Genomic DNA, 23,952 nt, shown 5'->3' on the forward strand with positions numbered 1-23,952 from the left:
AAGGGGCTTAGTTTTAAAATTAAGCCCCTTTTTTTGTTACCATCTATTGGCATTTTATGACTGTTTTGATCTTTGCTTCAGGCATATCTACATCACTGGTCATCTCTGTTATTTTAGTCAAGCAAGTCTTTTTATCCAATACATAGAATCCTTGGATACTGCCGACCTGTTTTGCGTCGGATCCAAACATTTTTCCTTCCACATTTACCTTATAACCCTGCTCATTTACTTCGGCGAGAGTCATTTTGTTTTCGACCAGTAGACCCGATTCTTCGGATTCTGATTTTGAGCTCCATGATTCTCCAATACCAATGGCATGCTCAGGCAATACAGTGCTAATATTTTCAAACATACTGCGATCAAAGGGAAGGTTGACACCTTCCGGCAATTTTATATCAGAAGATTTTCCCAAATGATCTATTGAAAAGCTGATCTTACTATTTACTAGCTTGCCTACTGTAGCATGCATCTGTTTTGAAAATTCATTTGCTTCTGGATTTTTGGAGTCATAGGTCATTTCCATGGCTTCTCCGCTCATTTTCATGTTGATATCAGTGTATTTAAGCTCAAATAGAAAGGAATTGTCTTTCTTGGCAGTATTTGTAATATCAAAGCCCATTGTTAAGTCTGTCACAATCTTCTGTTCGCCAGTTTCGATATCCATTGCCATGATAACATTTTGCGCTATTTTCTTTCCCTCGTCGGGATTCACCCGTAGGGAATACTTCTTTTGGGCTGATACAGATAGGACTACAAATGCGAATACAGTCGTCAAAGCTATTGTTTTTAGTGTTTTCATCTATTGGAATTTTTGTTAGTAATAACAGGACAGATAAATATATAAAAAAATCCCTTTTACAATCAGTAAAAGGGATTTTTATTTGATTCAAAAAAGAATCCAATTATTTTTTGATGTAAGATACTTCTTTTACAGCTTTAACTACTTTTTCTACATTAGGTAAAGCCGCTTCAATCAATGTTGGCGCATAAGGAAGAGGTACGTCAGCACAATTCACACGAATTACAGGAGCGTCCAAATAATCAAATGCATTGCGTTGTACATTAAATGCTAAATCAGTAGAGATTGACGCCAAAGGCCATGCTTCCTCTACGATAACCAGACGGTTTGTTTTCTTTACAGATTCAATAAGCGTAGGGTAATCAATAGGACGTACAGAACGCAAATCGATCAATTCTACACTGATACCTTCTTTTTTCAATTCTTCAACTGCAGGAATTACAACACGAGGAAGCATTTTACCGAAAGAAACAACAGTAACATCAGTACCTTCTTGAATGATATTTGCTTTTCCGATTTCCAGGTAGTACTCTTCTTCAGGAACTTCGCCTTTATCACCGTACATGACCTCAGATTCCATGAAAATAACTGGATCTGGATCAATAATAGAAGATTTCAATAAACCTTTAGCTTCGTAAGGGTTTGAAGGAACAACCACTTTCAAACCGGGTGTATTTGCAAACCAGTTTTCAAAGTTTTGAGAGTGTTGTGCTGCTAGCTGACCTGCATTTCCTGTCGGGCCACGGAAGACCATAGGGATAGAAAATTGTCCACCACTCATGGAGTGGATTTTTGCAGCAGCATTGATAACTTGGTCAATCGCAACAAGTGAAAAGTTGAACGTCATAAATTCAACGATTGGTTTTAGACCGTTCATTGCTGCACCAACAGCAATACCAGCAAAACCAAGTTCAGCAATAGGTGTATCAATGATACGTTTTGCACCGAATTCATCAAGCATACCTTGGCTTACCTTATAAGCTCCGTTATACTCTGCAACTTCTTCACCTAATAAAAATATTTTGTCGTCTTTACGCATTTCTTCGTTCATTGCTTCACGAAGTGCTTCTCTGAATTGTATTTCTCTCATCAGTTGTAAAATAGTGTCAATTTTTAGATTACAAATCTACTATTTAAAATTGATATTTTGAAGATTTGAATAGCCTAATTGTATAGTTTTATGTCATTTTTTAATAAGTAAATGACTTTTGTATTAAATTTTGGAAAATAAGTCCGACAAGAAATCCAATGTTTGTAAAAGTGCCTTATTACTATTCATTATTGCTAGTGGAATGTTCCACGTGGCACGGTTTCTTTTTTCTACATAGTTGGAGATCCCACGGAGCTCAATCACCGGAAGTTCCATTTTATCCGCGGCAAAAAAAACGGCTGCACCTTCCATGCTCTCGATACAACTGTTGGGGTTGATCCGTAGAACTTTTGCAATACTATCGGCATTCCCATGTACCTTATTCACTGTAATGCCATGTCTTTGGGCTAAAAAGGGAAGTGCTACATTTTTGCCTTGAAGCAAAGAAGACTCGAATTTGGATTTTCCGAAACCCAACTGTTCGATCGGGATAAACAGTAGGTCATCTTCTGCACCCAATTCTACTAAAGATTCTGAGGTGACCTGCACGACCTCTCCAATTTTCAGGTTGCGGTCAAAGCATCCCGCAATACCTATATTTATAAGGAGATCATATTCGTTTTCATGTAGTATCCGTCCTAATTCAAATGCTGTTGCAACCATCCCTACACCTGTGATTACCGTATCACAATTGGGGTAGTTGGCTGCAACCTCAAGAAAAGGCTGAATTTCGAATTGCGTGGCGGCTACGATTAATATCTTCATGATAGACTCCATTTAATAGTATGCGAAAATTACGAATTATTGTGGAGCTCTTTAGCACATTAAAATAAAAATCAGCAGATGATCTTTGCTGGTTAATTATATTACCATATTCTGACGGCATTCCTAAAATAGAAATGTTAAAATTGGGCCTAAAGCCGTATCTTTGTATCATTATGATATTTATAACTCGTCGTGAACGTTTTTGTGCAGCACATAAGCTGTATCGTGAAGATTGGAGCAATGAACAAAATGAACAAGTGTTTGGACTCTGTTCTAATCCAAATTGGCATGGGCACAATTATGACCTTTTTGTCACAGTGAAGGGGGAAGTAAATCCCGAAACTGGTTTTTTGATTGATTTAAAGATCATGAAGGAAATTATCAATCGCAGCATCATTGATAAAGTGGATCATCGTAATTTCAACCTGGATGTTGATTTTATGAAAGGTGTCATGGCTTCTACAGAAAATATTGCTATTGAGATATTCAAGATCCTGAAACCACTTTTTGAAGAACAAGGAGTGGCACTGCATAGTGTTCGTTTGCACGAAACCGAAAATAACTACGTCGAATATTTTGGCGATTAATCTTTAATACATTTAAATAGTAGAAACTATGAGTCAACACTCATTTGACAACGAAGAGTTGGATGGATATATTAAGATCGACAAATACAATACTGAAAAAGTAGATCGCATCGCTTCTCATTATACAGATATATTGGAATGCCTGGGAGAGGATCCTAAGCGTGAAGGTCTGGTAAAGACTCCTGAGCGTGTCGCTAAAGCCCTGCAGTTCTTGACACATGGATATGATATCGATGCTGCTGAAGTGCTGAGAGGAGCCATGTTTGAGGAAGATTATAGCCAGATGGTGGTTGTAAAGGATATCGAAGTGTACTCTTTGTGTGAGCATCACATGTTACCTTTCTTTGGAAAGGCGCATATCGCTTATATTCCAAACGGACATATTGTGGGTTTGAGTAAAATTCCTCGTGTCGTAGATATCTTCGCTCGCCGTCTGCAAGTACAAGAGCGTCTGACTAACGAAATCAGAGACTGTATCCAGGAGACACTAGGTGCGCGTGGAGTTGCTGTTGTGATGGAGTGCAAACACATGTGTATGGCCATGCGTGGTGTACAAAAACAGAATTCTGTTACAACAACCTCGGCATTTACAGGAGCATTTCAGAATGACGTGACACGATCAGAATTTTTACGTTTGATCACAGCGGATCTTGCTTAATATTTTTATCGTTAAATAATAAAAACAAGCCCTCGAAAAGCACGTCTTCTCGAGGGCTTGTTTTTTGATGAAATTTGGAAATAAATACAAAAATCAAAAAAAGAGGATATTGCGTTTTTGGGCTTTTAAGGCAAGTCACTAAAAAATTTCTTTACAAACCGATAATTATATCTTTCTGTTTTTCAGTTGTTTATAAAAAAATATTTTTATCATAAAAATGTTTTTTGGTACCTTTGTGGTTATGGAAATTGTTGCCGACGATTTGGAGTCCTATTTGGAACATACTACAGACGATGAAAATTCGTTATTGAAAAGGGTAAATCGGGAGACATATTTGAAGGAAACAATGCCCCATATGTTATCTGGTCATTACCAGGGAAGAGTTCTTTCTTTATTGAGTAAATTGGTTGCTCCAAAACGTATTTTGGAGATCGGAACTTTTACGGGATATGCAACATTATGTCTCGTAGAGGGTCTTCAGCAAGATGGTGTTTTACATACCATCGATATCAATGAAGAGCAACAGGAAAGAGTCCAAGGTTATTTTAATGCGTCTGAATTCGCAGATAAAATTAGATATCATATTGGCGATGCAGCGGAGATTATCCCCACGTTGAATGAGAGATTTGATCTGGTATTTATTGACGCTGATAAAAAGAGAAATTTATATTATTTCGAAACGATAATAAATCAAGTTCCGTCTGGGGGACTTATTTTGATTGACAATGTCTTATGGAAAGGTAAGGTGTTAGATTCAAAACCAGACAACCAAACAAAGCAGATCATTGATTTGAATGCACGTTTAGCTCAGGACAAGCGCGTAGAAAAGGTAATATTACCGATTCGAGACGGACTTTTTGCGTTGCGCAAGAAGTAATTTGAGAACTAAAACATTCTTCATGAATTTAAAACAATTAAAAAGCTTTGTACTGGTACTGGCTTTGGCAACTTTTGGAATAACAAAAGTTTCAGCTCAAAGTGCGGCATATGTCGATAAGTACAGTCCAATAGCAAAAGAAATGATGGAGGAACACGGAGTTCCGGCATCGGTTATCTTAGCCATCGCTATGCATGAAAGCGGAAATGGTGGTAGCAGGATAGCAAAGAATTTGAATAACCATTTTGGTGTCAAAGGAAAGAACAGAAGTACCGTTATTCGGTCAGCTTACAAGGGTTATAGGTCTGTATTAGACTCATATGATGACTTTGTAGGAATAGTAAAAAGAAAGAAGACTACTCAAAGCCTTTTTGAAAAACATCCAGGAGAAAAATATGAAGCTTGGGTAAAGGCGATAGCTCGTTCGGGATACTCTACGAGTAGAGACTGGACAGCGAAAGTACTTAAAACGATCAAACTATATCATCTTGATATGTTTGATAACGATTCCAAGCAAAATAAATTCTCGTCAACAAAAAAATAAGCACGATATTATTGCATGAAGAAGTTTTTTTATGGCATGTTTGTATTCATGATGTTGATTACATCATGTTCAAGCCGGAGAGGCACCTTATCGTCCTCTAAATCCGGATCCAATTCAAAAACTTCTTCATCTTCTTCCGTAGGCCGACCCACCATGGCTGGGAATGACTACATTGCTCAATATAAAGATATTGCAATTGCAGAAATGAACAAGTATGGTATTCCGGCCAGCATTAAGCTCGCTCAGGCTCTGCTGGAGTCTGGCAACGGAAATAGCTACCTAGCACGTGAAGCAAATAATCATTTTGGTATTAAGTGTGGCGGCGTATGGAAAGGTAAATCCGTAACCCGTCCCGACGATAATATTAATGATTGTTTTCGTGTATATGACAATCCTCAACAATCGTTTAGGGATCACTCCGAGTTTCTGCTACGCCCCCGTTATTCGGCTTTGTTTAAGCTGGATAAGGATGATTACAAGAGCTGGGCTAAGGGACTGAAGGCTGCAGGATATGCAACCAACCCCCGCTATCCGGATCTATTGATAGAAATGATAGAACGATATCATCTTGATCAATATGACCGAAGAGAGACACCTAAGGAGAAAGTCGTGCGTGAAGAGGTTGTAAAAGAAGAAATTGTCCAGAATGTTCAGGAGACCCCTCCTGCTACCGTGAAGACTGAGGAGATCAAAAGCCCTTTAGCGATGCGTATTCACGAGGTGAAAGCGCAAGAAACGCTTTATTCGCTTAGCAAGCTCTATAATGTATCTGTCGAACAGATCAAATCATTAAATGGCCTTACAGATGAAGTATTGTCCCTAGGACAGCTATTGGTTATATCTAAATAGTTACGCTTTAAAAGATGTTAAATATTTCAGTTTTGTATGGCGATATAGTAGTTTTACGAAAGTGAAACTAATACGTTATATTTTTCTGTTTGTCGCCATACTAGGCCTTCCCTCCCTACTTTTTTGTCAAGAAAAGAAAGTCGAGGGCATCGTATTTGACAAAAAAACCAAACAACGTATCGGAAATGTGAAACTTGCCAATCTAAGGACGGGAGAGGTATTCTATAATAATATTAAAGGTGAATTTGACTTTTCTGCCCGGATAGGTGATCAGATTGTTGCAATGAGCAAGGAATATTTTTCAGACACCCTTGCTGTTGACAATAAGGGATTATTGTTGTTTCATTTAATCCGAGAGTCGATCTATATTGATGAGGTGCAGGTATTGGCACGAAAGAGCCCTGAGGAAATTCTGAAAAAAGCAAAAGAAGATTATGAGAAGGCCTACCGGCTGGCCGGATATGGTGATGTATTTTCGGTGGGGCCTACTGGGGCAGGACTGAGCATCAACTCTATTTATAGCCTATTTAGTAAAGAGGCCAAAAGGGCGCGCAGACTGACTAAAACCATAGAAAACGATTATAAGGAAAATGTAATTGATTATAAATTTACGAAGGCACTTATTAGTAAGGTCACAGGCCTCAATTTTGAGGAGTCAGAACGATTTAGGAGAATATTTAGACCATCCTATTTTTTCATTCTGGCAGCGAGCGATTACGAGGTAACAAATTACATCAAAGATTGCTACTCCCGCTATCGAATGAACCCTTCTCAATATTTTATTGAGCCTTTTCCAACAATTAATTATAAATTAGTACCGTAAACAAAAAATAGACGTTTTCAGAATGAAGTTTTTCAATTTTGTCGGCATGGCTTTGCTTTGCCTTTCTTTTACAAGCATAAAGGCACAGGATCTGAAAGATCTTAGAGCAAAACCAGATACCGTAATTTCTGTCCAAAAAGAGCAACCTTTAAATATCAAAACCATTCGTCCGGTGGTTCCCAAGCTCAATCTTGAGGTTGATTACTGGAAGCATTGGACAAAGTTTGGGATTAATTTAAACCAGGCATCCTTTAACGATAACTGGAAAGGTGGAGGTGTGGGTTCCATTGCTATTGGTCTCAATGCCAATCACAAATCAGACTATACCCGGGACAATTTTAATTTCGTGACAGAAGTCGACCTCCGGTATGGTAAGATCAAGAATACGAATAATATCGCTAAAAAGAATAATGACCGTATATTTTGGGATAACAAGTTATCCTATAAACTCTCCGCTAATTGGGCGCTATTTACATCGATTACCTTTGAGTCACAATTTGATGCGGGATACAAGTACACAAGCAGAAATGGTAAGGATACAATAGACTATATTGAAAACGCGTTTATGGCGCCAGCTTATTTGACCGAGTCTTTCGGTCTTGAGTATAAGCCGAGCAATGAGTTTTCATTGCGTTTTGGTACGGGTACCGCACGGCAGACCTTTATTTTGGATGAGCGTGTAAAACCTCGTTCGGTAGACGGCTTTTATGATAAATATGGATATTATCTGTTACCGGACATGAACAAGCCAGAAGGCGAAGGTAATCTCCGTAAAGGAACGGGAGAACGATTTGGTGTCAAGGAAGACCGTTCTTTCTCCAATGCATTGGCATTTCAGATAACGGGTAACCTAGACAAGAACTTTACAGATAAATTGAACGTAAAGGCGCGTTATAATCTATTTGCTAATTATGAGAAAATTTCAGACCCAACCCATCGTCTTGATGTTACCATAACAGCTAAAGTAACCCGTGTAATCAACGTCAATCTAAACGGGATTATGATCTATGATCCGGATGTTATTTCAAGAGTTCAATTGAGCCAGTCATTGGCTATGGGAATAGTTTATAGTTTACCAAAATAATGTTTAAACCAGTGTCAATTGGGATCATACTTGCTGTGTTGATGTCTTTGGCGAGCTGTAAGTCCAAGGGACATGCCGCTGTGTCCAGACCATTGGTCGCTTCTTTTGCGCCCGCAGTTGTATTGGAACAAAAGGTTGTTGTCAAACCCGATACGAATCAATTGACACCCCAGGAGAGAAAGGTAATCTTCCTGCAGAAAACAGGGGTTCACTCCGAATGGCGTCAAGCAGAAGCTATTCACTATGATGTTCGCAAGCCAAACTTTGTGATCATCCACCATACGGCACAAGATAGCGTCGGTCAGACCATCAAGACGTTCCAGATTCCACGGACCAAGGTGAGTTCACATTATGTGATCGGCCGCAACGGTGAGATTATCCAGATGCTGAATGACTATGTCCGCTCGTGGCATGCCGGTGTGGCTAAGTGGGGATCCATTGTGGACATGAATTCCTGCTCTATCGGAATAGAATTGGACAATAATGGCAGGGAGCCTTTTCCAGATGCCCAGATCAATTCGCTGATGACTGTGTTGGATACTTTAAAATCACGATACCTAATACCTGACAATAATTTTATCGGTCATGCAGACATCGCCCCGGCGCGTAAAAATGACCCCAGTGTTTTCTTCCCCTGGAAGAAGCTTGCGAACAGAGGATTTGGTATCTGGTATGATGAAGGCCAACTGATTACTCCTCCTGATAGTTTTAATGCCATTGATGCGCTTAAAATAATCGGGTATGATACCTCTAACCTAAAGGCTGCTATCGTCGCATTTAAACGTAAATTTATTGTACGGGATACAACACCCGAGCTGACCTTATATGATAAGAGCATACTTTACAATATTTATAAGAAATACTAGTAAGCTGTCAAAATACGAATTTTGATAGATGATGCTAAATAGGATATTGATCTAAGTCTATTAAAAACGAAAAGTCCGGATTCGAAGCGAATCCGGACTTTTTTTATATTGGGGGGATTAAGAAGACCATTCCAAATTAAATACAACCTCGTAATCAGGCATCTATTTGCGAGTAAGCCACTTTATTTTTCCAGATTGTTTCTATTGCGTATTGCTTCTATTTGGTATAGCAGAATTATTTCTGAGCGAAAGCTGTATAAAATATGCAATTATCATGACGGCCAGACAGCCAATGAGATTCAGCCAGAGAAAAGGAATTTTGTCTAGGTACCAGATGCCGACGACAAAGATTTCAGAGAGGATCGCAGCGATAAAAACAGCCTTTCCCTGAATTTTTTTTAGATAGAAAGCAACAATAAATATGCCTAGTATCGTACCATAGAATAAGGAACCCAAGATATTCACGGCCTCTAACAGATTGCCCAGCTTGTTAGCATATAGCGCAATAACCACGGTGAAAATACCCCAAATTAAGGTAAATATACGAGACCAGAGGAGATCCTGCTTTTCGGTCGCGTTGCGGTTTATAAAACGTTTGTAAATATCTATGGTCGTCGTTGATGCAAGTGAGTTAATAGCACTGGCTGTAGAGCCCATAGATGCCAGAAAAATAACAGCGATCAACAAACCGATCAGACCTTTCGGAAAGGCTTTGGTTACAAACGAAAGGAAAACATAATTATTGTCGTTAGTCTCGGCTGCAGGATTGTTTTTTTTGATAAGTGTCAGTGTACTGTCTTTTACTTGCTGCATCTGTGCATTCAATCGATGCAACGCTGAGCGGGAGGACTCGATGTCCCCCTCATCATCCTGATCCAGCGCTGTACTGAGGCCATTGACGAGAAATTCACGTTGTTGGAATAGCTGAGTGTGTTTTTGTTCAAGTTCTTGGTAGGAAGCCGCATATGGGCTTTCTTTCAACTTCTGTACTTCGACCTGGTTAAAGAAGATCGGAGGTTGGTGGTATTGATAATAGGTAAATACTAGAACACCAATCAGCAGGATGGCAAATTGCATCGGGATCTTTAAAAGGCCATTCATAATTAGCCCCATTCTGCTTTCCCTTATGGAAGATCCGGTTAGATAACGTCCTACTTGGCTCTGGTCTGTGCCAAAATAAGAGAGTTGTAGGAAAAATCCTCCGATCAGGCCAGTCCACAAGGTATAATTGTTATTCAGATCAAACGTGAAGTCCAGTGCATTGGTTTTACCTGATTTACCGGCGATATGAAGCGCTTTCGAAAGACCGATGTCTGCTGGAAGAAGATGAATGACAAGCATTCCTGCAATAAGCAGAGATCCAAATATTACGCTCATCTGGAGCAATTGTGTATGGGATACCGCTTTTGTACCGCCGTAGGTGGTGTAGATAACCACAAAGCTTCCGATGACCAATGTTGTTAGGGTCAGATCAATATGGAGAATAGTTGAGATGATGAGCGATGGTGCAAAAATAGTAATACCAGTGGAAATACCCCGTTGGATCAAAAAAAGTAATGCTGTGAGCCCCCGGGTCTTGACATCGAAACGTTTCTCAAGAAATTCGTAGGCTGTGAAAACCTTAAGTCTGTGAAATATTGGGATAAAGGTAATACAGAGTACAATCATGGCCAATGGGAGACCAAAATAAAACTGTACAAAACTCATTCCCGAAGAATACGCTAATCCGGGAGCAGACAAAAAAGTAATGGCGCTCGCTTGAGTAGCCATTACCGAAAGTCCGACATGGTACCATGGCAAAGAACGATTGCCCAAAAGATAACCATCAATATTTTTGATCCCTCTACTTTTATAGATGCCGTAAGCGACAATCGACAAAAGTGTTAGCAATAGAACAGCCCAATCTACTGTACTCATGAATAATGGTTGGTAAAAAAGTACAGAAAAAGGATAAATATAAATAGCCAGATAACGACCATCCAATAGTAGCGTTTCCAGCTATTCATCCTGTATTTTATCTGTCTGAAGGCTTTTGAGGATAGATAACACTGTTAAAAAACGCAGCGATAATCAATCCAATAACCGCACCGCCAATGATGCTTAAAAATGTCTCATTTGCAGCGAAGCCAATTAATGCACCAAATACTACAGCGACTAAAAGGATGATCCCTTTTGCTTTGCCAGCATCTATCGTTGTGCAGTTGTTGTCAATCTGATTTTCCATTGTGATATTTTATTTTGATTTTGATAACAAATTTACAAATAATCTGTAAGCTCCGGGAATTCCTGCAGGTAATTGTCTAAAAAAAGATAGCGATGTATATACAAATTTCCCTTTTCCGTAGTCCGTGATCAATAATGATCCGTTGTGTAAAGGCTCACCGGAATCTTGTATGGCAATTGGTGTACGGTATCTCTTGTCGATATTTTCAGCGAAATACAATCCCCTCTCCTGTACCCAATTGTCAAAGTCTGCTTTTGTAATTTTATTGGGATAATTGAAAACCGGATCTTTTTCGTCAAAATGAACATCGGCAAGTTCATCGGTAACCCGACTCCTTCCAAGGCTAAAGGCATAGGGACCAAAATTTTTCGAAACCAAGCCATTGCTTACGTTGTATTGCTCGAGGACAGTTCCGCCATTATTGACATAATCCAATAGTCTATTTTGAATCTGTGCGATGTCTTTATTAACATTGAAGATCCTCACACCCAAGATGACCGCATCATAGCCTGAAAGATCACTTTTTAATAGCTGTTCGCTTGTTAGCACGTCCACTTTGATGCCAATTGCACTGAGCGATTCCGGAATTAGATCTCCTGCGCCATGAATATAGGCTACTTTTTTTACCTCATTGCTTAGATTGATATTGCTCATTTTTATAGCAACATCTGGGAAATAGACAATCTCAGGAATATGGTTATAACCTATAGTTTTTATCTCTTTTAGTCTATCCTTTTGATTGACTTGAAAAAGCAGTGTATCAATGGACGAAACAGTAGCATCTAAGGGGCTTATTGTGATCTCTTTAGAGAGATCGCTAACACCAGAGGTAAACTGGAGTTCAAATGAAGCAGGAGATATTTCCCAGCCTTTTGCTCCAATGGTCTTTACACTAAAGGATTGTGCTGGATCCTGTCCATTTTTTTGGAACAATAGGTTTACTTTGACAGATTGGGCATTTTGAGTCAAAGCCAATGGACTTGAACTCTTTGCAGTGAGCAGTGGAAGGACAACTATTGGATTATAGATTTCGCCACGAACGGGGTCAGTATATTTATATTGTATATTCTGGTCAAATGTGATTGCAGTACCATTGATCAATAATTCAAAGCGTACTTTTGTATTATTGGGGTTTTCGGGATAACCGGTGAGATTGAAATCACTGACATTAAATTTTCCTTTGGCGTGAGGTTCATTTAGCCAATAAGGCTGTGTTGAATTTGTTGTACTAACAGCAATAGCATCTTTTAAAAGAAGATTATTGACAAGGTTTTTATGGATCTCTTTGCCATTTAACTTAGCCAATTGTACGGTAACATCTGGACGTCTTGCAATAATGGCGTTGTCGACATTGATCTGATCACCTACCGCATAATTAGGATTTTTTGCGATACTTTCAAACCAAATTCCAGCACAGGCTAAGATTAATTTCTCTACCTCCTTTTTCTTCTCATTTTTCCAGTACGCGTCATTGATCTGATCAAGTGCTTTATAGAGCTGGATCAGATCGGGCAAAGCCGATTCAGGTTTGTCCATTTGATAGTTCTGATTGACTTTTGCGATCAGTGACTGTACTGTTCCGCTATTTGCGACCCTTTTCCAGGAAGTATCTATTCCTTCCAGTGGAGAAGCTTTTGCGGGAGTACCATCGACATACTCAAAATACTCGATAGAAGAACCACGTTGAGCGGCCGATCCGAAGCCTTGGCTTTTGTGGGAAGAACGGCTATGCGCGGCAATTTCACCATAGGAAGCACCTATCAGCGCATTATAGTTTCCGATATCCACTTTTAGCTGATCTTCGCTAGTGTTGTCCTGTCCGCCGAAATTAAAAGTATTCCAAAGGAGGCGTTTCGCTTGCCAGGGTTTGACGTATTGAAGCTGCTCTGGAAACTGTTTGGGATCGGCTGCGGCTTTGAAAGCTTCGTGTGCCAACATCGCTGAGGCCTGGTGGTGCCCATGTCCCCCCCTAGCATCAGGTGGAAACCTTGTTATGATGACATCAGGTCTGAATTTGCGGATCAACCATACCGCCTCGGCGAGCACCCTTTGTTTGTCCCAGAAGGCAAACGTTTCTTCGGGCGTTTTGGAAAACCCAAAATCATACGCAGAGGAGAAAAATTGTTCCCCTTTGTCGATCTTTCGCGCAGCAAGAAGTTCTTGCGTACGGATCAGTCCCAGTTCGATGCCCTGTTCGGTACCGATGAGATTTTGACCTCCGTCACCACGAGTTAGGGATAAGTAGCCTGTTCTATATTTTTTCTCCTGGGCAAGCCAGGCGATCAGACGGGTATTTTCGTCGTCTGGATGTGCTGCAAAATACAGAACAGAGCCTAAAACATTCAGTTTTTCTAGATTAAGCTTGATCTCGGCGGCATTCCACTGCGGATTTTGTGCTTGTACAGTTGATTTTGACAAGATACTAGCTAATAAAATAATGATGGAAAGAAAGGGTTTTCGCATGCTTAAAGATAAAGATTTCATCCAAAACAGCATTGTTTCACATTGTAATTTTAATGTATATTAATCACTCTTGAGGACGCAAAAATCAGAGAAAATAAAGGAGTTAACTTTAAATACGTACAAAAACAAAAAACGGAAATTCCAACCAAGTTGAAATTTCCGTTTAACAATTAAAATATTTTTTCCTGAAACGAATTTTTAGAGAATAGTTATTTTGTCGCTTCGCTCCAAGTGGCAACCTTTAACATAGTAAATATATGTAGAAAATATTTAGTTCTGTCAGATTCCTTCAATTAGTTTTCCACATTGCTAAATTTTGTCAACAATTTAGCTTTTGGGCAACTAAAAACATGAAAAGAAAGTTTCACTTCAGGGTGTTTAATCAAGCAAAATTATTTGTCAATTGCTCCTAAAACACGTTTCATGAACATATTTAAGGCATCTTTTTTCGAATTGCCTTCTTTTATCAATTTATCAACCTCTACTGCTCCGTATAGGTTAGAAATTAATTCACCGATCACGTCAAGTTCCTCATCTTTCAAGGGAGCTTCGGTAAGAGCTTCCAATGTCTCGATGGTCTCCAATACATAGTCGACATCATTCTGTTCGATGAATTCTGTAAGATGTTTAATTACCGGCAGCTTCATTGAATAATTCTACTAATGCGTCCAACTTATTTGTTTGTACTTGATTCACCAATTTGCCGTTTTTAAATGCAGCAAATGTAGGCAGGTTATTGACATTCGCCAATTTGCGTGATTCAGGGAATTTTTCTGCATCAGCGATGATAAAAGGAACACCCTCATTTTCGCCAGATAATTTCTTGAATTTTGGTTTCATGATTTTGCAATTACCACACCAGGTAGCAGCATACTGAACCATCACAATATCGTTATTGTTTACAATTTCTTGTAAATTATCGTTTTCTAATTCTTGTAACATGATTTTATTATTAAGGTGATTGATGGAGAAATCAACAGGAGCCGGGATAAAGGCCCCTGTTGATAAGAACTAGGGTCTTTTATTGTTAGTGTTTAGCTAAATAGTCAGCTACACCTTTTCTGTCTGCATTCATTGCATCTTTACCTTCTTCCCAGTTTGCAGGACATACTTCGCCAAATTTTTGTACGTGAGCGTAAGCGTCGATCAAGCGTAAATATTCTTTTACGTTACGGCCCAAAGGCATATCGTTTACAGACTCGTGGAATACACGGCCAGTCTCGTCGATCAAATAAGTAGCTCTGTAAGTAACAGCAGATCCTTGTGCTAATGTACCGTATTCAGGATGCTCAACTTCTTGAACGTCCAAGATACCCAATACGCTAGATAAGTTGCGGTTAGTATCAGCTAAAATAGGATATTCAACACCTTCGATACCGCCATTATCTTTTGCAGTGTTTAACCAAGCAAAGTGAACTTCGTTTGTGTCGCAAGAAGCACCGATTAAGATTGTGTTGCGTTTTTCAAATTCAGCAGCAGCTTCTTGGAAAGCATGTAATTCTGTAGGACATACAAAAGTGAAATCTTTTGGATACCAAAATAAAATTACTTTTTTACCTTCTTTAACTGCTTTTTCGAAAATGTTGATCTGCAAATTGTCGCCTAAATAATCGATTGCATCTACCGTAATGCTTGGAAAACTTTTACCTGTGAAACTCATAATATATCTTTCTTTTTTTGTTGTCACAAAGATAAGGCAACTCTGATCAAAAAGCGAATTGATTTTACCAATACACTATCATCAAAATCTATTATGACTAGAATATAACAATAAGTTTTTATTATATTAATATGTGGTGGATGATGTGTTTATACAGGAGCTAGGTCATCCCTGAGAAATAAAACAATTCATACTGGGGTAGTTACAAATTAATGCATCAAAATAGTTGCACAAGTGCTACGCAAAACCTACTTTTGCGACGTTCTATTTCAAAATAGCGCAATGCTGGAGGGGTTCCAGAGCGGTCAAATGGGACGGACTGTAAATCCGTTGCTTCGGCTTCGAAGGTTCGAATCCTTCTCCCTCCACATTTTTTTCCTTTATAAAATTCACTTTAAATTTTCCTGTCAAATAGATGAGCACATTGCACTGATTGCAATCCGTCTCCATTGTCCGGTGTGTACTGTTATGCAGAGGTAGTTGAGGCATTGTTGAGCATCATCATCGAGCTATTTTTTCTTAATGATGGAGGTCTACAAAAAAGATACAACGGATTTTCATGTAGCTATTGACTTATTTATAAAATAAACCTAAGTTTGGCTTTTGAAAAGGCCCCGTAGTTCAACGGATAGAATAGATGTTTCCTAAACATTTGATAGCAGTTCGATTCTGCTCGGGGCTACATAAGGAGAAGTGATATTATTAATGTCGTTTTTCAATTGCAGGAGAAATACTATAAAAGGTATTTCTCCTGTTCTATTTTAAGACATAATCATCTTTGCTATTTTGTATAAGTCTCCTGTCGGATGTATAGATTGTATATTTTTAAAATAAAAATATACAATTTGGATTTGTTGAGATCACAGTGCTATCCAAGTAATGTAATATCTAATTGCTGTACATTAAAAAGGATGTATATCTTTTAGTGTTGATCATCAATAAACTCATTATGTCATTAATTCTGTAACATTTCAGGACTTTTGTCATAATATTTTCATGGTTGGTAAAAATTGTGTTAATTTAAATTTTATTACAAATTAATGACTTACTAATATTCGGCAGCTAAATTTGTCTGATAAAACCTGTGAAATGATAAAAGTGATTCAGAATCAATTTAAAAGGATATATAATACCAATTGTGCCTTTTTCATCACCTTCAGTATATGGTTTATACTGATTGCCTCTATCCTGCTTTTTGTTACGAAAAGAGAATCATTTCAGTTTATTAATAGTCATCATGCCCTATGGGCGGATATTTTCATGACATTGAACACTTTCGTTGGGGATGGGATCTGTATGATAACCCTCGCTGTTGTGTTTTGCTTTCTGAAAAAATGGAATTTCGCCAAGGGAATTTTTGGAACTTATGTTTTTTCGGGCTTGGTGTGTTGTGTTTTGAAAAGTCTATTTCATGCGGAGCGTCCGGCAGCGATGTTTAAAGGTGATCCGACATTACATGTTGTCTCTTGGTTACCTGTAGCCTATGCAAATTCCTTCCCTTCGGGGCATACAACTTCTGCATTTGCTATGGCAGCTACTGTTGCCATCATTTCCAAGGACAAAAGAATAGGTCTGTTTTGTTTTATTCTAGCAGCGTTAACAGGCTATTCCAGAATTTATTTGGGCCAACATTTCCTTGAAGATGTTGCGTTTGGATCACTATTGGGTGTGGGAACTACTTGTATTTATTTTATTCTTATGCCGATGATTTCATTTAATAAACGTCCGGTATCCAACTTTAAATTCCCTCAAACCAAACTAATAGGAGCTGTCCTTCCGGCTATGGTTAATAGGAATAGGTCAAAACAGGAACGAAGACCGTAAGGGTATTATGGTAAAATACCAATATAAATAGCGGCGGTCAAAGACAGCTAGACACACTATGAATATACTATCTAAAGCCAATACTGTTAGGAATTGGACTGCGGTTCCTTAAATAGGGATAATCTTCCAACCATACAAAACATAAGTAAGCCGAAGCAGGCGAAAACACCGTAGGAATAGCGAAGACTAAAAGCTTCTGCGATATAACCGATCAACGGAGGTCCCATTAAAAAGCCAAGATAGCTAATGCTCGATACCATAGCTAAGGCCACACCCGATGGTACATTTTTGTTTTGGCCTGCGATACTATAGATAGAGGGTACATTACAGGCAACACCGATGCCCACAAGCATAAAAGCAAGGGTACATACAATAAATTGAGGAAAAACGACAGAGGCCATCATGCCTATAAACATCAAGATTCCACTATATTGTAATGTTCTTTTGCGGCCCAGCTTGCGAATCACGGCATCACCCACGAAACGGCCGATAGCCATCATGATCATAAAAGAAGCGTAGCCCACGACAACGAATTTTTCGGGAGCATGTACAATTTCCTTAAAGTAAACCCCACTCCAGTCAAACATGGCTCCCTCGGTTGCCATACTGAAAAAGCCAATGATACCCAGTTGCAAAAGACTTCCCTCCGGTTTGGAGAAGAAACTCCGCTTTTCTTTCTGCGGCGATTTTCCCGGAACCAGGTACCGCTGATTAATCAATGTATTGCCAGTGACGAAAGCCAATATGATCAAGAAATGGGATAGCGTATCCAGGCCAAGATTCATGGTCAGCAGTCCAACTAGCGCTCCCGTAAAACCAGCAATACTCCAGGCGCCATGGAAGGATGTCATAATAGACTTTTTATAGATCTGCTCCGTGGCTACCCCCTGTGTATTGACTGAGATGTTGCACATATTACCTGTGACACCAAACAGGAAGAGAATAGCCCCCAGTTGCCAGGCATTTTGAGCAAAGGCGATGGAGCACAAGACCAATGCGTAAGCAATCGGTACGATACGCAATACTTTAGCGCTACCATATTTGGTAACCAACTTGCCTGAAAGAGCCATTGTCACCAATTGACCTACAGGAAGCATCAATAGAATTGTTCCCAGTTGTCCTTCGCTCAAATGGAGGCGCTCCTTGATGACAGGAATGCGGCTAGCCCAAGATGCGAAAGCAATACCCTGACAGAAAAAGAAAAGTGATACTGCAATCCGTATGCGGTTGCGCTTATTGTAAAGATCTTCCTCTGAGAGAGTTAACGTTGCGTTCATAGTTCTTGATTTGAGGGTGCAAAGTTACGGATAAGTATTTCATTTTACGACAGGATCAATAAAGAAATTTAATAGCTCAGTTTCAACAGAAAAAATGCTCGCCAAGCTGAGCAAGAATGTAATCGGTAATTAGAGTCGCGATAATTATCTTCAAAAAACAATGCTAATTATCTTCTTTAGTTTTGTTTTCTGCGCAGGAAGGTTGCGATAATTATCTTCGCCTATTCGCTAGGACGGAGTTATTTGCTTTAAATAGTTTATTATCAGATTTCTATGTGTTTCGCATGTCTGACTCAACCAAGCTTATTGATACTAAGATCAGATGCCAAATATTGAAGGCACCCCTACTTTACATTAAATATACGAAGATGTTCAAACATGACCTATTAATATCGGGCTAAATTCAATAAAAATGTAAAATTCACAATACTTCAATAGTTTTTCAATAACCTATTCTATTTTTGTTAAAGGCAAACAATTATTAGCCTCCTAGATATAATGATAAAAAAACTGCTTTTGAGTGCAGTTCTGGCCTATGGTGGAACTGCTTATGTTGTTGCGCAGCAACCGACATTCTTGTCTCATCCCGCGTTGACACCCGATGGGAAGGAGATGGTATTCAGTTATGAAGGTGATCTTTGGAAAGTCGCAAGTCAAGGTGGGGTTGCTGTCCGGCTTACTGGTATGGAAGGTAATGAGATCAATCCCCGAATATCCCCAGATGGCAAATGGTTAGCATTCTCGGCCAATCAAAATGGGAATATGGACGTCTATGTCATGCCCTTAGCGGGTGGAGACATCCGTCAATTGACCGCGCATGACGCCTCGGATGAAGTGGATAGCTGGAGCTGGGACAGTAAAACACTCTATTTTACTTCGACACGTTATAATCGTATGGGAGGTTACCAGGTCTCAGTAGATGGTGGTACGGCAATACGCCTATTTCCACATTTTTTTAATTATATCAGCGGGATCGTCCCTACACCGTCGGGAGAGCTGCTGTTCAACGATAGCTGGGAAGGATATAGTTCGGCAAACCGCAAGCGCTATAAAGGAGCATTCAATCCAGATATCCGTTCCTATAATCCCAAAACAAAAGCCTTTCAACAGTATACAGACTATGTTGGAAAAGATCTATGGCCAACGATAGACCAAAAAGGAACGATATATTACGTCTCGGATGAAAACAACGGCGAATACAACCTGTATCAGCTCAACGGTAAGACCAAAACAGCGCTGACAAGTTTCCCGGAATCCATTAAAAGACCCTTCGTGTCAGCAAACGGCGATAAGATCGTATTTGAAAAGGGGTATCAGCTCTATATTTACGATGTCAATGGAAAGAAAACGGTACAGCCCAATATTGCTTTAAACCGCAATCAGGTCCTCGGCAAGCTAAAGGAATTCAATATTTCGGGCAGCATCAGTAATTTTGATGTCTCACCAGATGGCAAAAAAATAGCTTTTGTATCCCGAGGAGAGCTTTTTGTTTCCGATAGCGAGGGCAAGTTTGTCCGTCAGATGTCCGGACAGGGAGAGCGCGTCATGGAGGTCAAATGGCTTAAGGATAGCAAAACCTTACTCTATAGCCAAACATTCCAAGGCTATCAAAATTGGTTTTCCCGCACTGCGGATGGAAAAGGTGAAGTGAAACAGCTGACGCAAGATCTTCGAAACAACCGTGACATTACCTTTAATGCCGACCGTACAAAAGCGGTATACCTAAGCGGCCGTGATGAGGTACGTACGTTGGATCTAGGTAGTCTCAAGAGCCAGACCGTAGTCAAAGACGAAATCTGGGGATTCCAAAATTCTACGCCTTCATTTTCGCCCGACGGCAATTATTTGCTATTTACCGCAATGCGTAATTTTGAGCAGGATATCTTTGTCCATAACCTCAAGAGTGGACAAACGACCAACCTAACCAATACCGGTGTCTCCGAGACCAGCCCCTATTGGTCGCCAGATGGCAAGTATATTTATTTTGCAAGTAATAGAACAAAGCCCTCATACCCTACCGGAATGCAAAATTCGAGCATTTTCCGTATGGCGCTGACCAATTTTGACCAACCCTATCGCAGTACGAAGTTTGATGAATTATTTGCCAAACCCACAGTAAAAAAAGATTCCGTCGCAAATAAGCCAGCAGCGCCTAAAAAAGAAAACGATGCCAAGGATAAGAGTAAGGCCAATGCGGATAAGAATAAACCGGCAGCTCCTAGTCCAGAACCAAAGAAAACCGTTTTGGTACAGCTTGATCTCGAGGGTTTGCGGGATCGTATTGAGCAGGTCAGTCCTGCATTTGGGACACAATATAGCCCTTTGGTGATCCAAAAGGCAGACAAGACCTATGTCTTCTATGGGTCTGATCATGAGGGGAAGTTCAGTGCTTATCGTACAGTTTATGAACCATTCACTGCTCCAAAAACTGAAAAAGTAATTGAAGGCGGTATGGGACAGGTACAGGAATCGGCAGGCAAGTATTTTGTGCTTAACCGTGGTATCATACAGAAATACAGCCTGGAGGGAAACAAGCTCGATGCAATAACCATGAGCTATAAATTTAATAAAGACCTGGAGAAAGAGTTTAACCAGATGTTTTATGAGACCTGGGCCAATCTGGAAGAGAATTTTTATGATCACAATTTTCATGGTGTAGACTGGACAGCAACCAAAAAGAAATACGAAAAATATCTGCCCGGCATCAACGACCGGAATGACCTGCGTATTCTCTTAAACGACATGCTGGGTGAGCTGAACTCATCACACTTGGGCTTTAGTTCAATGGGGACTGAAGAGCGCAAACCATTCGGTTTTGTGACTAACGAAATCGGCGTGGAATATGATAGCCAAAATCCTTATAAGATCAGTCGGATCGTAGGCAATGGACCTGCGACCAAGAAAGAGGTGGATATTAAACAAGGGGACGTACTGGTCGCTGTCAATGGTGTTAAATTAAATACTGCCGCAGATCGGGATAGCTATTTTACCTGGCCATCATTGGAAGAGGAAATTCAGCTGACTTTGAACCGTAATGGGAAAGAGGTTCAAACGAATGTACGACCAGCTTCCAGTACAGCTTTTAGGGAATTGATTTACGATGAATGGATCAAGGATAACCGCAGCCGTGTAGACAAACTGAGTGACAATAAGATCGCTTATTCGCACATGAAGAATATGTCGGGAGGCGAACTGCAACGTTTTCTCATCGATATGGCTGAGCAGGAGAATAATAAGCAAGGTATAATCTTAGATCTGCGGTATAATACTGGAGGAAATGTACACGATGAGGTATTACGCTTTTTGTCGCAGCGCCCTTACCTACAATGGCAATATCGTGGGGGAAAGCGTGCTCCGCAGAGTAATTTTGCGCCTGCAGCCAAACCGATCGTTCTGTTAATCAATGAGCAATCGCTGAGTGATGCGGAGATGACCGCAGCGGGGTTCAAAGCATTGAAACTAGGTAAAATCATCGGTAATGAAACTTATCGCTGGATTATTTTTACCTCTGGCAAAGGATTGGTCGATGGGTCTTTTTACCGCTTACCTTCCTGGGGATGCTATACCCTAGATGGTCAGGATTTAGAGCAGACAGGTGTCGCACCGGATATTTTTGTAAAAAATACGGTGCAAGACCGTATGGAAAATAAAGATCCACAGTTGGAGCGTGCTGTGAAGGAGATTTTAGCTGATCTCAAATAATGCTGTAACAAGATTAAATGACTACAGGCTGGGGGCTACCTCCGGCCTGTAGCAGGATTACTTCGAAAGGCGATTTCGAAAAATAGCTTCCAGAGTTGAAAGCGATATTAAATATTGTGAACAGGCTGTGTCCGAAAAAGGGTCGGACACAGCCTGTTTTTTATTTTTACTTGTATTCCCCTACTAGCTCTTTATAGATATTTAAAATTATTTTATTCTACTCTTGTGGAATCTTGAATTTTTGTGCATCCCTTACCAAACATAAAGACATAGACATGGAGAAGATCATATTACAAGTAAAAGAATCTTGCAAAGCAGATTGGGGTAAAATGACACCACAGGAGCAGGGACGTTTTTGTGGCAAATGTGAAAAGGTAGTCGTTGATTTCTCGGAGATGAGCGATCAGGAAATTGTAGATCAGATCAAAAAATCCAGTAAAGGGCTTTGTGGCCGGTTTTATGAAGATCAGCTGCTGCGTGAACTGGATGCCAGTGTTTCCTTTGCAAAAAATCCGATATGGCGCAATAGATGGAGCGGTATTGCTGCGGGTCTGATGCTGATCGGTTCATTGAGCTTTCCTATGGCACAGGCGCAGACTGCCACGACCGCTCAAGGGATTACTGTACAATCAAACGAAAAAGGTGTAAAGCCCGCCGGGAAACAAATAAATCCAAACTATCGTGTCAATAACAAGACGACTGGAGAAGTGATGGTGGTACAATTGAAAGGAAAGAGTGCAGGTAAATCTGTTGGGAAAAAAATAGATTCAAACCATCGTGTTAATAATAAACAGGTATCATCTGGTCAAGATAGCAGTAAGGTAAAGATCGCCGGAAAAATTGTCTGCGCTTCTGCTGGGGAAAGTATGAAGGGTACCAATGTGACCATAGGAAACTACCATACACAGGCTGATGAAAAAGGTAATTTTGAACTTTGGGTACAGCAGTCGCTCCTGAATAAGGATCAGGAACTTCGGGCAGAGATGATTGGTTATCGAACTGTTGTCATCCCATTGAAAAAAGGAGCTAAAACAGCGATAAACAAGCCGATTGTGATGGAGGTTAGACCGATGATCATGGGAAAGATCGTTGCTCCTATGAAGCAAGAGGATATACCTACGATGAATAAATATTAGTGTATGCTGTATTACCATCATCAAATTGCTTGAGCGCCATTTCACGAGGAATTATGTGAAAGTGGATATCTTTTTTAGAGGCTCTGTAAGCATGGAGTGGCGCTAATACACCCATATGTCGATCCCTACCACGGTTTGTTCGCGAAAATTTTAAATCCGTTAATGTCGTTTCTGTTGATGATGATCAGTAGGCTTTTCTTGGAGCTTATCTGGATATATCGATTCTGTATATGCCGAATCAGGACTTCGCTTAGGAGATTTTCGAGAGTTATCGCATGTGATATGAATTTGTAAAACCGGTGTACGAACGTACATCAAAAGCGATCGAAGCAATGACGTCAAAAATGAAAGATAAAGAATAAAAAATCTACTTTTATACTTGACTTTCTCTTCAGTGAATCTTACATTTGATTTATCGAATGACTTCGTAGCTCAGTTGGTAGAGCAACAGACTCTTAATCTGTGGGTCCTGAGTTCGAGCCTCAGCGGGGTCACTTTCAGAAAAGCCGTTTTACGTAAGTAGGACGGTTTTTTTGTGTGTTTAGAGCACCTTTAAAGCGGTTTTTTCATTTTTGTCATACCGAGAAGTTATAAAATCTATTAATTACTTCTTTGTTCAAAGATACTAAAAAATGGTCATTTTAGGGCTGTTTTGTCTCGCAAAGTGTCTCGCACAATCGTGAAAAATCAAATTTTAATTCGTGATGGAACTGCATTTTCTGTT

21 protein-coding genes and 3 tRNA genes are annotated in these 23,952 nt (G+C 39.8%); 14 read left to right on the forward strand and 10 right to left on the reverse strand.

Features of this window, described 5'->3' with window-relative positions; genetic code table 11:
* Nucleotides 1-43: 43 nt before the first annotated feature.
* From OGI71_RS20150 to mqnB, 3 genes are all read right to left on the reverse strand, one after another.
* A complete protein-coding gene (locus tag OGI71_RS20150; RefSeq protein WP_282251458.1) occupies nucleotides 44-799 on the reverse strand; it encodes a DUF6263 family protein in 756 nt (251 codons plus the stop codon).
* A gap of 103 nt (nucleotides 800-902) precedes the next feature.
* Entirely contained in the window at nucleotides 903-1,889 is a 987-nt protein-coding gene (locus tag OGI71_RS20155) for a pyruvate dehydrogenase complex E1 component subunit beta (RefSeq protein ID WP_120261315.1), read from the reverse strand.
* 123 nt (nucleotides 1,890-2,012) lie between these two features.
* Nucleotides 2,013-2,654 carry a futalosine hydrolase gene (gene mqnB / locus OGI71_RS20160; protein WP_282251460.1) on the reverse strand — a complete coding sequence of 214 codons (642 nt, stop codon included), beginning with the start codon at nucleotides 2,652-2,654 and terminating at the stop codon, nucleotides 2,013-2,015.
* 173 nt (nucleotides 2,655-2,827) lie between these two features.
* On the opposite strand from mqnB, the gene OGI71_RS20165 reads away from it, so the two are divergent.
* The 8 genes from OGI71_RS20165 (at nucleotide 2,828) to OGI71_RS20200 (ending at nucleotide 8,942) form a co-directional block, all read left to right on the forward strand.
* A complete protein-coding gene (locus OGI71_RS20165; RefSeq protein ID WP_282251461.1) occupies nucleotides 2,828-3,241 on the forward strand; it encodes a 6-carboxytetrahydropterin synthase in 414 nt (137 codons plus the stop codon).
* 28 nt (nucleotides 3,242-3,269) lie between these two features.
* Nucleotides 3,270-3,899, forward strand: coding sequence for a GTP cyclohydrolase I FolE (folE, locus tag OGI71_RS20170; protein ID WP_104384782.1), 630 nt, complete (start codon nucleotides 3,270-3,272; stop codon nucleotides 3,897-3,899).
* A 241-nt stretch (nucleotides 3,900-4,140) separates the two neighbouring features.
* Nucleotides 4,141-4,776: an O-methyltransferase gene (locus OGI71_RS20175; protein WP_282256152.1), complete on the forward strand. Its 636-nt coding sequence runs from the start codon at nucleotides 4,141-4,143 to the stop codon at nucleotides 4,774-4,776.
* Between the two features lie 22 nt (nucleotides 4,777-4,798).
* Nucleotides 4,799-5,320, forward strand: a complete 522-nt coding sequence (locus tag OGI71_RS20180) for a glucosaminidase domain-containing protein (protein WP_282251463.1) — start codon at nucleotides 4,799-4,801, stop codon at nucleotides 5,318-5,320.
* Nucleotides 5,321-5,335: 15 nt separating this feature from the next.
* Nucleotides 5,336-6,169, forward strand: coding sequence for a glucosaminidase domain-containing protein (locus OGI71_RS20185; RefSeq protein WP_282251464.1), 834 nt, complete (start codon nucleotides 5,336-5,338; stop codon nucleotides 6,167-6,169).
* 61 nt (nucleotides 6,170-6,230) lie between these two features.
* Nucleotides 6,231-6,992 (forward strand): hypothetical protein, encoded by a 762-nt coding sequence (locus tag OGI71_RS20190; RefSeq protein WP_282251466.1) that lies wholly within the window; start codon nucleotides 6,231-6,233, stop codon nucleotides 6,990-6,992.
* Nucleotides 6,993-7,014: 22 nt separating this feature from the next.
* Nucleotides 7,015-8,076, forward strand: coding sequence for a DUF3078 domain-containing protein (locus OGI71_RS20195; RefSeq protein ID WP_282251468.1), 1,062 nt, complete (start codon nucleotides 7,015-7,017; stop codon nucleotides 8,074-8,076).
* Nucleotides 8,076-8,942 carry an N-acetylmuramoyl-L-alanine amidase gene (locus OGI71_RS20200; RefSeq protein ID WP_282251471.1) on the forward strand — a complete coding sequence of 289 codons (867 nt, stop codon included), beginning with the start codon at nucleotides 8,076-8,078 and terminating at the stop codon, nucleotides 8,940-8,942. The genes OGI71_RS20195 and OGI71_RS20200 overlap by 1 nt, the downstream gene beginning before the upstream one ends.
* A gap of 201 nt (nucleotides 8,943-9,143) precedes the next feature.
* On the opposite strand, the gene OGI71_RS20205 is transcribed toward OGI71_RS20200, so the two are convergent.
* The 6 genes from OGI71_RS20205 to OGI71_RS20230 form a co-directional block, all read right to left on the reverse strand.
* Nucleotides 9,144-10,859, reverse strand: a complete 1,716-nt coding sequence (locus tag OGI71_RS20205) for a sodium:solute symporter (protein ID WP_282251474.1) — start codon at nucleotides 10,857-10,859, stop codon at nucleotides 9,144-9,146.
* Between the two features lie 97 nt (nucleotides 10,860-10,956).
* Entirely contained in the window at nucleotides 10,957-11,166 is a 210-nt protein-coding gene (locus tag OGI71_RS20210) for a hypothetical protein (protein ID WP_259184981.1), read from the reverse strand.
* A 9-nt stretch (nucleotides 11,167-11,175) separates the two neighbouring features.
* Nucleotides 11,176-13,650 (reverse strand): PIG-L family deacetylase, encoded by a 2,475-nt coding sequence (locus OGI71_RS20215; RefSeq protein WP_282251479.1) that lies wholly within the window; start codon nucleotides 13,648-13,650, stop codon nucleotides 11,176-11,178.
* Nucleotides 13,651-14,021: 371 nt separating this feature from the next.
* Nucleotides 14,022-14,276, reverse strand: coding sequence for a hypothetical protein (locus OGI71_RS20220; protein ID WP_077436919.1), 255 nt, complete (start codon nucleotides 14,274-14,276; stop codon nucleotides 14,022-14,024).
* A complete protein-coding gene (locus OGI71_RS20225; RefSeq protein WP_172392504.1) occupies nucleotides 14,257-14,571 on the reverse strand; it encodes a thioredoxin family protein in 315 nt (104 codons plus the stop codon). The genes OGI71_RS20220 and OGI71_RS20225 overlap by 20 nt, the downstream gene beginning before the upstream one ends.
* 85 nt (nucleotides 14,572-14,656) lie before the next feature.
* Nucleotides 14,657-15,289, reverse strand: a complete 633-nt coding sequence (locus OGI71_RS20230; protein WP_120261326.1) for a peroxiredoxin — start codon at nucleotides 15,287-15,289, stop codon at nucleotides 14,657-14,659.
* Nucleotides 15,290-15,576: 287 nt separating this feature from the next.
* On the opposite strand from OGI71_RS20230, the gene OGI71_RS20235 reads away from it, so the two are divergent.
* From OGI71_RS20235 to OGI71_RS20245, 3 genes are all read left to right on the forward strand, one after another.
* Nucleotides 15,577-15,657: transfer RNA gene (locus tag OGI71_RS20235), tRNA-Tyr, on the forward strand.
* 242 nt (nucleotides 15,658-15,899) lie between these two features.
* Nucleotides 15,900-15,971, forward strand: a tRNA-Arg gene (locus tag OGI71_RS20240).
* A 407-nt stretch (nucleotides 15,972-16,378) separates the two neighbouring features.
* Complete coding sequence (locus tag OGI71_RS20245; protein WP_282251480.1) at nucleotides 16,379-17,113, forward strand: phosphatase PAP2 family protein; 735 nt, start codon at nucleotides 16,379-16,381, stop codon at nucleotides 17,111-17,113.
* Between the two features lie 86 nt (nucleotides 17,114-17,199).
* Here the strand turns inward: OGI71_RS20245 and OGI71_RS20250 are convergent, their stop codons facing one another.
* Nucleotides 17,200-18,390: an MFS transporter gene (locus tag OGI71_RS20250; protein WP_282251490.1), complete on the reverse strand. Its 1,191-nt coding sequence runs from the start codon at nucleotides 18,388-18,390 to the stop codon at nucleotides 17,200-17,202.
* A 498-nt stretch (nucleotides 18,391-18,888) separates the two neighbouring features.
* On the opposite strand from OGI71_RS20250, the gene OGI71_RS20255 reads away from it, so the two are divergent.
* The 3 genes from OGI71_RS20255 to OGI71_RS20265 all read left to right on the forward strand — a co-directional run bounded on the left by OGI71_RS20255 (nucleotide 18,889) and on the right by OGI71_RS20265 (nucleotide 23,722).
* Nucleotides 18,889-22,092, forward strand: coding sequence for a S41 family peptidase (locus tag OGI71_RS20255; RefSeq protein WP_282251492.1), 3,204 nt, complete (start codon nucleotides 18,889-18,891; stop codon nucleotides 22,090-22,092).
* A gap of 275 nt (nucleotides 22,093-22,367) precedes the next feature.
* Nucleotides 22,368-23,228 carry a hypothetical protein gene (locus OGI71_RS20260; protein WP_282251494.1) on the forward strand — a complete coding sequence of 287 codons (861 nt, stop codon included), beginning with the start codon at nucleotides 22,368-22,370 and terminating at the stop codon, nucleotides 23,226-23,228.
* A gap of 421 nt (nucleotides 23,229-23,649) precedes the next feature.
* Nucleotides 23,650-23,722, forward strand: a tRNA-Lys gene (locus tag OGI71_RS20265).
* Nucleotides 23,723-23,952 lie beyond the last annotated feature (230 nt).

The organism is Sphingobacterium sp. ML3W (assembly GCF_029542085.1).
In the GTDB taxonomy this organism is placed as follows: Bacteria; Bacteroidota; Bacteroidia; order Sphingobacteriales; family Sphingobacteriaceae; genus Sphingobacterium.